At 54.3% G+C, this 14,277-nt stretch carries 6 protein-coding genes, 1 tRNA gene and 2 rRNA genes; 8 read left to right on the forward strand and 1 reads right to left on the reverse strand.

Annotated elements, in window-relative coordinates:
• Nucleotides 1-56 precede the first annotated feature (56 nt).
• From LCD46_01130 to aceK, 7 genes are all read left to right on the forward strand, one after another.
• Nucleotides 57-132 (forward strand) — tRNA-Glu (locus tag LCD46_01130).
• Nucleotides 133-324: 192 nt separating this feature from the next.
• A 23S ribosomal RNA gene (locus LCD46_01135) occupies nt 325-3,230 on the forward strand.
• A gap of 70 nt (nt 3,231-3,300) precedes the next feature.
• A 5S ribosomal RNA gene (rrf, locus tag LCD46_01140) occupies nt 3,301-3,416 on the forward strand.
• Between the two features lie 179 nt (nt 3,417-3,595).
• Entirely contained in the window at nt 3,596-4,525 is a 930-nt protein-coding gene (metA, locus tag LCD46_01145) for a homoserine O-succinyltransferase (protein UOY70983.1), read from the forward strand.
• Between the two features lie 270 nt (nt 4,526-4,795).
• Nucleotides 4,796-6,397 carry a malate synthase A gene (gene aceB, locus LCD46_01150; protein ID UOY70984.1) on the forward strand — a complete coding sequence of 534 codons (1,602 nt, stop codon included), beginning with the start codon at nt 4,796-4,798 and terminating at the stop codon, nt 6,395-6,397.
• Between the two features lie 31 nt (nt 6,398-6,428).
• Nucleotides 6,429-7,733: an isocitrate lyase gene (gene aceA, locus LCD46_01155; GenBank protein ID UOY70985.1), complete on the forward strand. Its 1,305-nt coding sequence runs from the start codon at nt 6,429-6,431 to the stop codon at nt 7,731-7,733.
• Between the two features lie 51 nt (nt 7,734-7,784).
• Nucleotides 7,785-9,548, forward strand: a complete 1,764-nt coding sequence (gene aceK, locus LCD46_01160) for a bifunctional isocitrate dehydrogenase kinase/phosphatase (GenBank protein UOY70986.1) — start codon at nt 7,785-7,787, stop codon at nt 9,546-9,548.
• Here aceK and iclR read toward each other — a convergent pair.
• Nucleotides 9,502-10,329 (reverse strand): glyoxylate bypass operon transcriptional repressor IclR, encoded by an 828-nt coding sequence (iclR, locus tag LCD46_01165; protein ID UOY70987.1) that lies wholly within the window; start codon nt 10,327-10,329, stop codon nt 9,502-9,504. The two genes, aceK and iclR, sit on opposite strands and share 47 nt — an antisense overlap.
• 193 nt (nt 10,330-10,522) lie before the next feature.
• Here iclR and metH point away from each other — a divergent pair, with 193 nt between their 5' ends.
• Nucleotides 10,523-14,206 (forward strand): methionine synthase, encoded by a 3,684-nt coding sequence (gene metH, locus LCD46_01170; protein ID UOY70988.1) that lies wholly within the window; start codon nt 10,523-10,525, stop codon nt 14,204-14,206.
• The last annotated feature ends 71 nt before the right edge of the window (nt 14,207-14,277 follow it).

The raw sequence follows: 14,277 nt of genomic DNA on the forward strand, positions 1-14,277 counted from the left end.
CACAGATTGTCTGATGAAAAGTAAATAGCAAGGCGTCTTGCGATTGAGACTTATACGTCCCCTTCGTCTAGAGGCCCAGGACACCGCCCTTTCACGGCGGTAACAGGGGTTCGAATCCCCTAGGGGACGCCACTTGCTGGTTCGTGAGTGAAAGTCACCTGCCGTCATATCTCAAAACTGACTTGCGAGTCATGTTTGAGATATTTGCTCTTTAAAAATCTGGATCAAGCTGAAAATTGAAACGACACACAGTTAATGTGTGTTCGAGTCTCTCAAATTTTCGCAAGTCGATGATGAATCGAAAGAAACATCTTCGGGTTGTGAGGTTAAGCGACTAAGCGTACACGGTGGATGCCCTGGCAGTCAGAGGCGATGAAGGACGTGCTAATCTGCGAAAAGCGCCGGCGAGGTGATATGAACCTTTGACCCGGCGATGTCCGAATGGGGAAACCCAGTGTGATTCGTCACACTATCGTTAACTGAATACATAGGTTAACGAGGCGAACCGGGGGAACTGAAACATCTAAGTACCCCGAGGAAAAGAAATCAACCGAGATTCCCCCAGTAGCGGCGAGCGAACGGGGAGCAGCCCAGAGTCTGAATCAGCTTGTGTGTTAGTGGAACGGTCTGGAAAGTCCGGCGATACAGGGTGACAGCCCCGTACACGAAAATGCACAGGTTGTGAACTCGAAGAGTAGGGCGGGACACGTGGTATCCTGTCTGAATATGGGGGGACCATCCTCCAAGGCTAAATACTCCTGACTGACCGATAGTGAACCAGTACCGTGAGGGAAAGGCGAAAAGAACCCCGGCGAGGGGAGTGAAAAAGAACCTGAAACCGTGTACGTACAAGCAGTGGGAGCACCTTCGTGGTGTGACTGCGTACCTTTTGTATAATGGGTCAGCGACTTATATTCTGTAGCAAGGTTAACCGTATAGGGGAGCCGAAGGGAAACCGAGTCTTAACTGGGCGTTAAGTTGCAGGGTATAGACCCGAAACCCGGTGATCTAGCCATGGGCAGGTTGAAGGTTGGGTAACACTAACTGGAGGACCGAACCGACTAATGTTGAAAAATTAGCGGATGACTTGTGGCTGGGGGTGAAAGGCCAATCAAACCGGGAGATAGCTGGTTCTCCCCGAAAGCTATTTAGGTAGCGCCTCGTGAACTCATCTTCGGGGGTAGAGCACTGTTTCGGCTAGGGGGCCATCCCGGCTTACCAACCCGATGCAAACTACGAATACCGAAGAATGTTATCACGGGAGACACACGGCGGGTGCTAACGTCCGTCGTGAAGAGGGAAACAACCCAGACCGCCAGCTAAGGTCCCAAAGTCATGGTTAAGTGGGAAACGATGTGGGAAGGCACAGACAGCCAGGATGTTGGCTTAGAAGCAGCCATCATTTAAAGAAAGCGTAATAGCTCACTGGTCGAGTCGGCCTGCGCGGAAGATGTAACGGGGCTAAACCATGCACCGAAGCTGCGGCAGCGACGCTTATGCGTTGTTGGGTAGGGGAGCGTTCTGTAAGCCGTTGAAGGTGTCCTGTGAGGGATGCTGGAGGTATCAGAAGTGCGAATGCTGACATAAGTAACGATAATGCGGGTGAAAAGCCCGCACGCCGGAAGACCAAGGGTTCCTGTCCAACGTTAATCGGGGCAGGGTGAGTCGACCCCTAAGGCGAGGCCGAAAGGCGTAGTCGATGGGAAACAGGTTAATATTCCTGTACTTGGTGTTACTGCGAAGGGGGGACGGAGAAGGCTATGTTAGCCGGGCGACGGTTGTCCCGGTTTAAGCATGTAGGCGGAGGTTCCAGGTAAATCCGGTACCTTATTAACGCTGAGGTGTGATGACGAGGCACTACGGTGCTGAAGTAACAAATGCCCTGCTTCCAGGAAAAGCCTCTAAGCATCAGGTAACATCAAATCGTACCCCAAACCGACACAGGTGGTCAGGTAGAGAATACCAAGGCGCTTGAGAGAACTCGGGTGAAGGAACTAGGCAAAATGGTGCCGTAACTTCGGGAGAAGGCACGCTGATATGTAGGTGAAGCCCCTGCGGGTGGAGCTGAAATCAGTCGAAGATACCAGCTGGCTGCAACTGTTTATTAAAAACACAGCACTGTGCAAACACGAAAGTGGACGTATACGGTGTGACGCCTGCCCGGTGCCGGAAGGTTAATTGATGGGGTTAGCGGTAACGCGAAGCTCTTGATCGAAGCCCCGGTAAACGGCGGCCGTAACTATAACGGTCCTAAGGTAGCGAAATTCCTTGTCGGGTAAGTTCCGACCTGCACGAATGGCGTAATGATGGCCAGGCTGTCTCCACCCGAGACTCAGTGAAATTGAACTCGCTGTGAAGATGCAGTGTACCCGCGGCAAGACGGAAAGACCCCGTGAACCTTTACTATAGCTTGACACTGAACACTGGTCCTTGATGTGTAGGATAGGTGGGAGGCTTTGAAGCGTGGACGCCAGTCTGCGTGGAGCCGCCCTTGAAATACCACCCTTTAATGGCTGGTGTTCTAACGTAGACCCGTAATCCGGGTTGCGGACAGTGTCTGGTGGGTAGTTTGACTGGGGCGGTCTCCTCCCAAAGAGTAACGGAGGAGCACGAAGGTTAGCTAATCCTGGTCGGACATCAGGAGGTTAGTGCAATGGCATAAGCTAGCTTGACTGCGAGAGTGACGGCTCGAGCAGGTGCGAAAGCAGGTCATAGTGATCCGGTGGTTCTGAATGGAAGGGCCATCGCTCAACGGATAAAAGGTACTCCGGGGATAACAGGCTGATACCGCCCAAGAGTTCATATCGACGGCGGTGTTTGGCACCTCGATGTCGGCTCATCACATCCTGGGGCTGAAGTAGGTCCCAAGGGTATGGCTGTTCGCCATTTAAAGTGGTACGCGAGCTGGGTTTAGAACGTCGTGAGACAGTTCGGTCCCTATCTGCCGTGGGCGCTGGAGAATTGAGGGGGGCTGCTCCTAGTACGAGAGGACCGGAGTGGACGCATCACTGGTGTTCGGGTTGTCATGCCAATGGCACTGCCCGGTAGCTAAATGCGGAAGAGATAAGTGCTGAAAGCATCTAAGCACGAAACTTGCCCCGAGATGAGTTCTCCCTGACTCCTTGAGAGTCCTGAAGGAACGTTGAAGACTACGACGTTGATAGGTCGGGTGTGTAAGCGCAGCGATGCGTTGAGCTAACCGATACTAATGAACCGTGAGGCTTAACCTTACAACGCCGAAGCTGTTTCGGCGAAGAGAGACAGAAGATTTTCAGCCTTGATACAGATTAACAGAATTTGCCTGGCGGCTTTAGCGCGGTGGTCCCACCTGACCCCATGCCGAACTCAGAAGTGAAACGCCGTAGCGCCGATGGTAGTGTGGGGTCTCCCCATGTGAGAGTAGGGAACTGCCAGGCATCAAACAAGAAGAACCCCGTACCGTAAGGTGCGGGGTTTTTTGCTTTGGATCTTACACATTCCCTCCTTGAAACTTTCTCACCTTTCACTTGCAGACTCGACATTCAGATCATTTCTGGTTATCGTTAGCTGTCTGGATGTCTAAACGTTTATACGTATGCTGTGAGGATATAAGGTTATGCCGATTCGGGTGCAGGACGAGCTACCAGCCGTCAATTTCTTACGTGAAGAAAATGTCTTTGTCATGACGGCTTCACGCGCTACAGGTCAGGAAATTCGCCCGCTGAAGGTGCTTATTCTCAATCTGATGCCAAAAAAGATCGAAACAGAAAACCAGTTTCTTCGTCTGCTTTCGAACTCCCCGCTTCAGGTTGATATCCAGCTGCTACGAATTGATGCCCGTGAGTCGCGAAATACACCTTCTGAGCATCTGAACAATTTCTACTGTAACTTCGATGACATCCGCGATGAAAACTTCGATGGACTGATTGTAACGGGAGCACCACTGGGCCTGGTTGAATTCAATGATGTTGCCTACTGGCCGCAGATAAAACAGGTGCTGGAGTGGGCAAAAGATCACGTCACCTCCACGCTTTTTGTCTGTTGGGCGGTCCAGGCGGCACTGAATATCCTGTATGGCATTCCAAAGCAAACCCGCACTGAAAAGCTCTCTGGCGTATATGAACACCATATTCTGCATCCACACGCATTACTGACGCGCGGATTTGATGACACTTTCCTTGCCCCACACTCTCGCTATGCCGATTTCCCGGCACAACTGATCCGCGATTACACCGATCTGGAGATCCTGGCTGAAACGGAAGACGGTGATGCCTACCTGTTTGCCAGCAAAGATAAGCGTATTGCTTTTGTCACCGGGCATCCCGAGTATGACCCAAACACCCTCGCGGCTGAGTTTTTCCGTGACGTCGAAGCGGGTCTGAATCCGGATGTTCCGTACAACTATTTCCCGAAAAACGATCCGCAAAACAAACCGAGAGCAACCTGGCGCAGCCACGGGAATTTGCTGTTTACGAACTGGCTCAACTATTACGTCTACCAAATCACACCATACGATCTGCGTCACATGAATCCGACGCTGGAGTAATCTTCTGCACTAAACGATCCTAAAGCGTTTCAGCTATTCAGATCAGGCACCTTCGGGTGCCTTTTTTATTTCCGAAATGCCACTCACCACTCAATAAAACTTTAATTTCAATTAAATCAATAAATTGGATCTAAAATTAAATTAAAATGGAAATTGTTTTTGATTTTGGAAAAAATATAGATAGTCTTAATTCTGCTGAGCGAAAACTACACAACGATCTTTCGTTCGCATTGGGGATGTGAATTTGGATCTTTGATGAGGAGCAGAGTGATGACTCAACAGGCAACGACGGTCGATGAACTGGCCTTTACCCAGCCGTATGGCGAGCAAGAACAGCAAGTTTTGACGGCGGAAGCGGTAGAATTCCTGACTGAACTGGTAACGCGCTTTACGCCACAGCGTAATAAGCTGCTGGCAGCGCGCATTCATCAGCAGCAGGAAATTGACGATGGCAAGTTGCCTGGTTTTATTTCGGAAACCGCTTCCATTCGTCGCGGTGAGTGGAAAATCCGCGGCATCCCTGAAGATTTACAGGATCGCCGGGTTGAGATCACGGGGCCGGTAGAGCGCAAAATGGTGATCAACGCCATGAACGCGAACGTTAAAGTCTTTATGGCTGATTTTGAGGACTCACTGGCGCCAGACTGGAACAAAGTTATCGACGGGCAGATCAATCTGCGCGACGCCGTGAACGGCACCATCAGCTATACCAACGAAGCCGGCAAAATTTACCAGCTCAAACCGAACCCGGCGGTGCTGATATGCCGCGTACGCGGGCTGCACCTGCCTGAAAAACACGTCACCTGGCGTGGGGAAGCCATTTCGGGCAGCCTGTTTGATTTCGCGCTCTATTTCTTCCACAACCACAAAAACCTGCTGGCAAAAGGTAGCGGCCCTTACTTCTATCTGCCGAAAACCCAATCCTGGCAGGAAGCGGCCTGGTGGAGTGAGGTGTTTAGTTATGCGGAAGATCGATTCAACCTGCCGCGCGGCACTATCAAAGCCACGCTGCTGATTGAAACGCTGCCTGCCGTGTTCCAGATGAATGAAATTCTGCATGCCCTGCGCGATCACATTGTCGGCCTGAACTGCGGGCGCTGGGACTACATTTTCAGCTACATCAAGACCCTGAAGAATTATCCCGATCGCGTACTGCCGGATCGTCAGGTTGTCACCATGGATAAACCGTTCCTGAGCGCCTACTCGCGTCTGCTGATCAAAACCTGCCACAAGCGTGGTGCCTTTGCGATGGGCGGCATGGCCGCGTTTATTCCAAGCAAAGATGCGGAGCGTAATAGCCAGGTACTCAACAAGGTGAAAGCCGATAAAGAGCTTGAAGCACGCAATGGTCATGACGGGACGTGGATTGCACATCCGGGCCTGGCCGATACCGCGATGGAGGTATTCAACCGCGTGCTTGGCGACAATAAAAACCAGCTGTTTGTCACGCGTGAAGACGATGCGCCAACAGCCGAAGAGCAACTGCTGGCACCGTGTGCGGGTGAACGCACTGAAGAGGGCATGCGTGCCAATATTCGCGTCGCCGTGCAATACATCGAAGCGTGGATCTCCGGCAACGGCTGTGTGCCGATCTACGGCCTGATGGAAGATGCCGCGACGGCGGAGATCTCACGGACCTCCATCTGGCAGTGGATCCACCATCAAAAAACACTCAGCAATGGTAAGCCGGTAACCAAATCCCTGTTCCGCCAGATGCTGGCCGAAGAGATGCGGGTGATCCAGGACGAGCTGGGCGAACACCGCTTCAGCAGTGGACGTTTTGACGACGCTGCGCGCCTGATGGAGCAAATCACCACATCAGATGACTTAATCGACTTCCTGACCCTGCCGGGCTACCGCTTCCTGGCGTAACTCACCACATAACAATATGGAGCATCTGCACATGAAAACCCGTACCCAACAAATCGAAGAATTAAAGAAAGAGTGGACACAACCTCGCTGGGAAGGCATCCGCCGTCCGTACAGCGCGGAGGAAGTGGTGAAATTACGCGGCTCGGTCAATCCGGAATGCACGCTGGCGCAAAATGGCGCGGCGAAAATGTGGAAGCTGCTGCACGGTGGTTCCAAAAAAGGTTACATCAACAGCCTTGGCGCGCTGACGGGCGGTCAGGCACTGCAGCAGGCAAAGGCGGGGATAGAAGCCATTTACCTGTCCGGCTGGCAGGTCGCGGCGGACGCTAACCTGGCCTCCAGCATGTACCCGGATCAGTCGCTCTATCCGGCTAACTCCGTACCGTCGGTCGTGGATCGGATCAACAACACCTTCCGCCGTGCGGATCAGATCCAGTGGGCGGCAGGCATTGAGCCAAACGATCCGCGCTTTATTGATTACTTCCTGCCGATAGTTGCGGATGCGGAAGCGGGTTTCGGTGGCGTGCTGAACGCCTTCGAGCTGATGAAATCGATGATTGAGGCCGGTGCAGCGGCCGTTCACTTCGAAGACCAGCTGGCGTCAGTGAAGAAATGCGGACATATGGGCGGCAAAGTGCTGGTCCCGACCCAGGAGGCGATTCAGAAACTGGTTGCGGCGCGTCTGGCTGCTGACGTGCTCGGCGTGCCGACATTGGTCATTGCCCGTACGGATGCGGATGCAGCTGACCTGATTACCTCAGATTGCGACCCGTACGACAGCGAGTTCATTACCGGTGAACGTACCAGCGAAGGGTTCTATCGTACCCATGCCGGTATTGAGCAGGCGATAAGCCGTGGTCTGGCGTACGCTCCTTATGCGGACCTGGTCTGGTGCGAAACCTCCACGCCGGATCTGGCTCTGGCAAAACGCTTTGCCGATGCCATTCATGCGAAGTACCCGGGCAAACTGCTGGCCTACAACTGCTCACCGTCCTTCAACTGGCAGAAAAAACTGGACGACAAGACAATCGCCAGCTTCCAGCAGCAGCTGTCCGACATGGGCTACAAATACCAGTTCATTACTTTGGCAGGCATCCACAGCATGTGGTTCAACATGTTCGACCTGGCGCACGCCTATGCGCAGGGTGAGGGCATGAAGCACTACGTTGAGAAGGTGCAGCAGCCGGAATTTGCCGCGGGTAAAGATGGCTACACCTTCGTGTCTCACCAGCAGGAGGTGGGAACTGGCTACTTTGATAATGTGACCACGATTATTCAGGGCGGCACCTCCTCCGTCACCGCCTTAACGGGATCAACCGAAGAAGCACAGTTCTAAACTTTTCCCCCTCTCCCCCCTCGGGGAGAGGGTTGGGGTGAGGGGGGATATATGTCGCGTGGTCTGGAATTACTGATTGCCCAAACTATTTTGCAGGGCTTCGATGCCCAGTATGGCCGTTTTCTGGAAGTGACCTCCGGCGCGCAGCAGCGCTTCGAACATGCAGACTGGCATGCGGTTCAGCAGGCCATGAAGCAGCGTATCCATCTCTACGACCACCATGTGGGTCTGGTGGTGGAGCAGTTGCGCTGTATCACCGACGGTAAAAGTCCAGACGCGGAATTTTTACTGCGCGTGAAAGAGCACTACACCCGTTTGTTACCCGATTACCCGCGCTTCGAGATTGCGGAGAGCTTCTTTAACTCCGTCTATTGTCGGTTATTTGACCACCGCTCATTATCTCCTGAGCGGTTATTTATTTTCAGCTCCCAGCCCGAGCGGCGTTTTCGTACTATTCCTCGTCCGCTGGCGAAAGATTTCTTTCCCGATCGCGGGTGGGAAAAGCTCCTGCACCGCGTGTTAACAGACTTGCCGCTGCGTTTACCCTGGGAGAATAAAACCCGGGATATCGGCTATATCCACGCGCATCTCACTGAAACCTTCGGCGAGGACGTTCTTGGGCACAGCCATTTGCAGGTCGCCAATGAACTGTTCTATCGCAATAAAGCCGCCTGGTTGGTGGGCAAACTGGTTACGCCGGCAGCCATCGTGCCGTTTCTGTTACCGATCCACCGCACCGACGACGGCGAACTGTTTGTCGATACCTGTCTGACCACCAGCGCCGAAGCCAGCATTGTGTTTGGCTTCGCCCGTTCCTACTTTATGGTCTACGCGCCGTTACCTGCCGCGCTCGTGGAATGGTTGCGCGAGATCCTGCCGGGCAAAACCACCGCCGAGCTGTATATGGCGATTGGTTGCCAGAAGCACGCTAAAACGGAAAGCTACCGGGAATACCTGCGCTATGTCACTGCCGCTGATGAGAAGTTTATCGAAGCACCGGGCATTCGCGGCATGGTAATGCTGGTGTTTACGCTGCCGGGCTTTGACCGGGTCTTTAAGGTAATTAAAGACAGATTCGCGCCGCAAAAAGAGATGACGGCTGCACATGTCCGCGCCTGCTACCAGCTGGTTAAAGAGCACGACCGTGTTGGACGCATGGCCGATACCCAGGAATTCGAAAACTTTGTGCTGGATAAGCAGCAGATCGATCCGGCGCTAATGGCGCTTTTAATGCAGGAAGTACCCGGCAAAATCACCGATATTGGTGACAAAATTGTGATTAACCATCTCTACATTGAACGCCGTATGGTGCCCCTGAACATCTGGCTGGAGCAGTCCGAAGGTCAGGCGCTTCGCGATGCCATTGAAGAGTATGGCAATGCGATTCGCCAGCTTGCTGCCGCCAATATCTTCCCGGGGGATATGCTGTTTAAAAACTTCGGCGTCACCCGCCACGGGCGCGTCGTGTTCTACGATTACGATGAAATTTGTTACATGACTGAGGTGAATTTCCGCGACATCCCGCAGCCCCGCTATCCGGAAGATGAACTCTCCGGTGAGCCATGGTACAGCGTCTCGCCGGGTGATGTATTTCCTGAGGAGTTCCGCCACTGGCTGTGCGCTGACCCGCGAATTGGGCCATTATTCGCAGAGATGCACGACGATCTGTTCCACGCCAGTTACTGGCGTGGATTGCAAACGCGAATTAAGAATGGGCATGTTGAAGATGTGTACGCCTATCGACGTAAGCAGCGGTTTTGCTTGCGGTTTAACGAATCCCACCATACGCCAGCGTCACCTCTTTCGCCGCCTTAATCACCAGCGCACCCAGTTCGGTCACGCGATCATCCGTCATGCGTGAAATCGGCCCGGAGATGGAGATGGCGGCGAACGGCTCGCGGTGTTCGTCAAAGATACAGGCTGCAATGCAACGCAGGCCCAGAGCATGTTCCTCGTCATCAAACGAATAGCCGCGTTTGCGGGTCAGGGCCAGATCCTCTTTAAGATGCACCGGCGAAACCAGCGTTGCGTGGGTGTAGGCGTGCAACCCTTTACGGTGCAATAACCCCGTCACCTGCTCTTCGCTCAGTTGCGACAGAAACGCTTTCCCCGCCCCGGAGGCGTGCATAGGGAGCTTGCCGCCAATGGGGGCCGACATACGCATCAGCTGCGTACACTGTACCTGGTCGATGATGATCGCCTGATGGTCGCTCTGGTCGAGTACCGCCAGGTTTACCGTCTCGCCGGAATCTTCCATCAGCTTGCGCAGGATCGGGTGCACAATCGCCAGCAGATTACGGCTTTGCAGGAAGCTGCTGCCGACGATAAACGCATGCGCGCCTACAGCCCAGTGTCCCAGCTCACCGACCTGACGGACAAAGCCCAGCTGCTGCATGGTGGTCAGCAGTCGATGCGTTGTGGAGTTCGGCAGGCCAGCCTGCTGGGCCAGCTCCGTCAGGGCCACGCTGTTGTGCGACTCGGCTATCCACTCCAGCAGCTTCAAACCGCGCGTGAGCGATTGAACCTGTCCGCCCTGTTGTGCGGCGGTGGTAGCAGCAGGTTTTCTGCCGCGTTTAGCGGGAACGGTCGCGACCATGACGATCTCCTTTTTCTGTATCGTGGAAATCATTTTCGTTTTATTTGGTGAATTTGCAACCGTTATCCTGACTGATCGGAGGAGTGATAGTGAACATGTCTCATGTTACCCCTGTGTGACTTTTCCACCCTGCGAGATTATGCCAGTATGGAATGCAGCCTTTTGGCCTTGTTGAGCGTTGTCGGGAGCAAGTGTGAGCAGCAAAGTAGAGCAACTGCGTGCGCAGTTAAATGAACGAATTCTGGTGCTGGACGGCGGCATGGGCACTATGATCCAGGGCTATCGTCTGAGCGAAGACGATTTCCGCGGCGAGCGCTTTGCCGACTGGCCATGCGATCTGAAGGGTAACAACGACCTGCTGGTGCTGAGCAAGCCGCAAGTCATTACCGATATCCACAACGCGTACTTCGAAGCGGGTGCAGATATCGTTGAAACCAACACCTTCAACTCGACAACCATCGCCATGGCGGATTACCAGATGGAATCCCTGTCGGCGGAAATCAACTTTGAAGCCGCGAAGCTGGCGCGCGCCTGCGCCGACGAGTGGACGGCCCGCACGCCGGACAAGCCGCGCTACGTTGCCGGGGTGCTTGGCCCTACCAACCGCACCGCGTCGATTTCACCGGACGTGAACGACCCGGCGTTTCGTAATATCACCTTTGACCAGCTGGTTGCCGCCTACCGCGAATCGACCAAAGCGCTGGTGGAAGGCGGTTCCGATCTGATCCTGATTGAAACGGTGTTCGATACCCTCAACGCTAAAGCCGCGATTTACGCGGTGAAAGAGGAGTTCGAGGCGCTGGGCGTTGACCTGCCGATCATGATTTCCGGCACCATTACCGACGCCTCCGGCCGTACCTTATCCGGCCAGACAACCGAAGCCTTTTATAACTCACTGCGCCACGCCGAAGCGCTCTCCTTCGGCCTGAACTGCGCACTGGGGCCAGATGAACTCCGTCAGTACGTACAGGAACTGTCGCGCATTGCGGAATGTTACGTCACCGCGCACCCGAACGCCGGTTTGCCGAACGCGTTTGGTGAATACGATCTCGATGCCAACACCATGGCGGCGCAAATCCGCGAGTGGGCCGAGTCTGGTTTCCTGAACATCGTCGGTGGCTGCTGCGGCACGACGCCTGAGCATATCGCGGCCATGAGCAATGCGGTGGCCGGGCTGCCGCCACGAAAATTACCTGAGCTGCCTATTGCCTGTCGTCTCTCCGGCCTTGAGCCGTTGACCATCGGTGACGACAGCCTGTTTGTGAACGTGGGTGAGCGTACTAACGTCACCGGTTCAGCAAAGTTCAAACGTCTGATTAAAGAAGAGAAGTACAGCGAAGCGCTGGACGTCGCCCGCCAGCAGGTTGAGAGCGGTGCTCAAATTATTGATATCAACATGGATGAGGGGATGCTCGATGCCGAAGCGGCGATGGTGCGTTTCCTCAACCTGATTGCCGGTGAACCGGACATCGCCCGCGTGCCGATCATGATTGACTCCTCTAAGTGGGAAGTCATCGAGAAAGGGCTGAAATGCATTCAGGGTAAAGGCATCGTTAACTCCATCTCGATGAAAGAAGGCGTTGATATCTTTATCCATCACGCGAAGCTGGTACGCCGTTACGGCGCGGCCGTTGTGGTTATGGCCTTTGATGAAGTGGGCCAGGCAGACACCCGCGAGCGCAAGATTGAGATTTGCCGCCGTGCGTACAAAATTTTGACCGAAGAGGTAGGCTTCCCCCCGGAAGACATCATCTTTGACCCGAACATTTTCGCTGTGGCGACCGGGATTGAAGAGCACAACAACTACGCCCAGGACTTTATCGGCGCGTGTGAAGACATTAAGCGCGAGCTGCCGCATGCGCTGATCTCCGGCGGTGTATCGAACGTATCGTTCTCGTTCCGCGGTAACGACCCGGTGCGTGAAGCTATTCACGCCGTGTTCCTCTACTACGCCATCCGTAACGGGATGGATATGGGGATCGTAAACGCCGGACAGCTCGCGATTTACGACGACCTGCCGGCAGAACTGCGCGACGCGGTAGAAGACGTGATCCTGAACCGTCGTGACGATGCCACCGAGCGGATGCTGGATCTGGCGGAGAAATACCGTGGCAGTAAATCGGATGAAGCAGCCAACGTTCAGCAGGCCGAGTGGCGTTCCTGGGATGTGAAAAAGCGTCTGGAATATTCGCTGGTGAAAGGTATTACCGAGTTTATCGAACTGGATACCGAAGAAGCGCGTCTTCAGTCCGCACGTCCGATTGAAGTGATCGAAGGGCCACTGATGGACGGCATGAACGTGGTTGGCGATCTGTTCGGTGAGGGCAAAATGTTCCTGCCGCAGGTAGTGAAATCCGCCCGCGTGATGAAGCAGGCGGTGGCCTATCTTGAACCGTTTATCGAAGCCAGCAAAGAGAAAGGCTCCAGCAACGGGAAAATGGTGATCGCCACCGTGAAGGGCGATGTTCACGACATCGGCAAGAATATCGTCGGCGTGGTGCTGCAGTGTAATAACTACGAGATTATCGATCTTGGCGTGATGGTACCTGCGGACAAAATCCTCAAAACCGCACGTGAAGTGAATGCCGACCTGATTGGCCTCTCCGGGCTGATCACCCCGTCGCTTGATGAGATGGTCAACGTGGCGAAAGAGATGGAGCGTCAGGGCTTTACCATTCCGCTGCTGATTGGTGGGGCGACCACCTCAAAAGCGCACACGGCGGTGAAAATCGAGCAGAACTACAGTGGTCCAACGGTCTACGTGCAAAATGCCTCGCGAACGGTAGGCGTGGTGTCCGCGCTGCTCTCTGACACCCAGCGCGACGAGTTTGTTACGCGCACCCGCAAAGAGTACGAAACCGTCCGTATTCAGCACGGTCGCAAGAAACCGCGCACACCGCCTGTTACGTTGCAGGCGGCACGCGATAACGATCTGGCGTTTGACTGGTCGAGCTATACGCCACCTGTCGCGCATCGTCTGGGCGTGCAGGATGTGACTGCCAGCATCGAGACGCTGCGCAACTACATCGACTGGACGCCGTTCTTTATGACCTGGTCGCTGGCGGGCAAATATCCGCGCATCCTCGAAGACGAAGTAGTCGGTGAAGAAGCACAGCGCCTGTTTAAAGATGCCAACGAGATGCTCGACAAACTGAGTGTGGAGAAAACCCTCAACCCGCGTGGCGTGGTGGGGCTGTTTCCGGCGAACCGCGTGGGCGACGATGTTGAAATCTATCGCGATGAAACCCGCACTCACGTGCTGGCGGTGAGTCACCATCTGCGTCAGCAAACCGAGAAAGTGGGTTTCGCGAACTACTGCCTGGCCGATTTCGTTGCGCCGAAGCTTTCTGGTAAAGCCGATTACATCGGCGCATTTGCCGTAACCGGTGGTCTGGAAGAAGATGCCCTGGCGGATGCGTACGAAGCGCAGCACGATGATTACAACAAAATCATGGTCAAAGCGATTGCCGACCGCCTGGCGGAAGCCTTCGCCGAGTACCTGCACGAGCGCGTACGTAAGGTACTCTGGGGCTACGCGGCCAATGAGAACCTCAGCAACGAGGAACTGATCCGCGAAAACTATCAGGGGATTCGTCCGGCACCTGGCTACCCGGCCTGCCCGGAACACACCGAAAAGGGAACCATCTGGAAGCTGCTGGATGTTGAAGCGCATACAGGGATGAAACTCACCGAGTCGTTCGCCATGTGGCCAGGGGCGTCCGTTTCCGGCTGGTATTTCAGCCATCCTGACAGCAAGTACTTCGCCGTGGCGCAGCTGCAACGCGATCAAATCGAAGATTACGCCCTGCGCAAAGGTATGAGTGTCTCTGAAGTGGAGCGTTGGCTAGCGCCGAATTTAGGCTACGACGCGGACTGACGTCACTTTTCCTTACAACAAACAGGGCGCTCATTGGGCGCCCTGTCTCTTTATTACGTTTAAACCCTTAT

This window comes from Enterobacter ludwigii, from assembly GCA_023023105.1.
Classification (GTDB): Bacteria; Pseudomonadota; Gammaproteobacteria; order Enterobacterales; family Enterobacteriaceae; genus Enterobacter; species Enterobacter adelaidei.

Coding starts and splice junctions, on each gene's coding strand:
- aceK (UOY70986.1), top strand. CDS start 7,785: ATGTCGCGTGGTCTGGAATTACTGATTGCCCAAACTATTTTGCAGGGC.
- iclR (UOY70987.1), bottom strand. CDS start 10,329: ATGGTCGCGACCGTTCCCGCTAAACGCGGCAGAAAACCTGCTGCTACC.
- aceB (UOY70984.1), top strand. CDS start 4,796: ATGACTCAACAGGCAACGACGGTCGATGAACTGGCCTTTACCCAGCCG.
- metA (UOY70983.1), top strand. CDS start 3,596: ATGCCGATTCGGGTGCAGGACGAGCTACCAGCCGTCAATTTCTTACGT.
- aceA (UOY70985.1), top strand. CDS start 6,429: ATGAAAACCCGTACCCAACAAATCGAAGAATTAAAGAAAGAGTGGACA.